The 1,586-nt window shown below is 42.8% G+C and carries 1 protein-coding gene; it reads left to right on the forward strand.

Going from position 1 to position 1,586, the window contains the following annotated elements; translation table 11 throughout:
- Positions 1-135: 135 nt before the first annotated feature.
- Entirely contained in the window at positions 136-1,515 is a 1,380-nt protein-coding gene (locus NFR99_RS15210; RefSeq protein WP_135977058.1) for an IS4 family transposase, read from the forward strand.
- Positions 1,516-1,586 lie beyond the last annotated feature (71 nt).

Genomic DNA, 1,586 nt, shown 5'->3' on the forward strand with positions numbered 1-1,586 from the left:
ACTCAAACTTCCCACACCGATTGGTGTGCTGAACCTTGAAAAATCAATACTTTAGTCTATAAAAAAGGCACAAACCTGCACTTGATGGTATAATTGAATTGCGAATAACAATCACACAGCAAGGAGATTTATGCCATGTCAAGTATACCATATAATGCTGAAAACGGGAATGAGATTTCTAACTCTGTCACAAATTTTATGACCCAATTCCAAATTGGGAAACTTCTTTTCAAATGTAATGCCGGAAAAGCAAAAGGGATTCCGGTAATCGAAGTGTTTCGATACCTGTTCTGTCTCATTTTCTCGGATAGAAGCATGTATATGCAGCGGAAAACAGGCATATTTGATGGTTCATTCTGCAAGAACACCGTTTATCGCTTCCTCAATAATGCGAAGATTAACTGGTTTCGGTTCACAACCCTGCTTTCAAGCCGGATCATTAACGATTTCATGAAGCCGCTTACGGATGAGAGCCGCAAAGATGTCTTCATTATTGATGACAGCCTGTTTGACCGTTCCCGTTCAAATAAAACGGAACTTCTGGCGAAAGTCTTCGACCACTGCTCTATGAAGTACAAGAAAGGTTACCGTATGCTGACACTTGGATGGTCCGATGGCAACTCCTTTGTTCCGATCAACCATCGTCTTCTGTCGGCAGCCGACGATAAAAATCTGCTCTGCAAAGCCGCAAACTTCGATGGACGTTCTCTTGCCGGGAAAAGGCGGAAAGAATCCAGACGAAAGGCAACAGAAGTCTTGATTGACCTGATCAAAGCAGCACAATCATCTGGCGTTTCTGCAAAATATGTGCTGTTCGACAGTTGGTTTTCATCACCGAAGACCATTAGCGCATTAAAGACAGACTGCAAATTAGACACAATCGCAATGGTTAAGAAAAGCAGTAAAATCAAATATGGCTATCAGGATGGCAGATACAACATCAAAGAAATCTATAAACAGTGTAAAAAACGCAGGGGCCGCTCCAAGTACCTGCTTTCTGTTGACGTAACCGTTGGTGATGAGGCAATTCCGGCAAAAATCGTCTGTGTCCGGAACAAAAGCAAGAAAAAAGACTGGCTTGCCATCATCAGCACGGACACAGCTATCTCAGCGGAAGAAATCATCCGTATCTATGGGAAACGCTGGGATATAGAGGTGTTTTTCAAAACCTGCAAATCCTATCTGCATCTGGTAAAGGAGTGCCGGAGCCTGTCCTATGATGCTTTGACTGCTCATGTATCCATTGTCTTTGCACGATATATGATGCTTGCAGTTACACAGCGATGCAATACCGATGACAAAACGATATGTGAACTGTTTTTCCGTCTCATGGATGAACTGGATGACATCACTTTCAATCAATCCATGAGGATTATCATGGACGCACTAATGGATGCCGTTATGGAATATTTCCACATCACAGAACAGCAGCTTGAGGAATTCACTGCCAGCTTTGTTCAGAGACTGCCGAAGTACATGCAAAAAGCATTGGAGTGCAGTTCAGCGGCTGCCTGAGCGCTATTTTGTGAGCTAAAGTATTGATTTTTCAGGGAGCAAATCCCATTTTTAATGTGGGAAGTTTGAGT

The organism is Hominisplanchenecus murintestinalis (assembly GCF_943193015.1).
In the GTDB taxonomy this organism is placed as follows: Bacteria; Bacillota; Clostridia; order Lachnospirales; family Lachnospiraceae; genus Hominisplanchenecus_A; species Hominisplanchenecus_A murintestinalis.

Excerpts from the sequence above, each read along its gene's own strand:
- NFR99_RS15210 (WP_135977058.1), top strand. The coding sequence starts at position 136 with ATGTCAAGTATACCATATAATGCTGAAAACGGGAATGAGATTTCTAAC.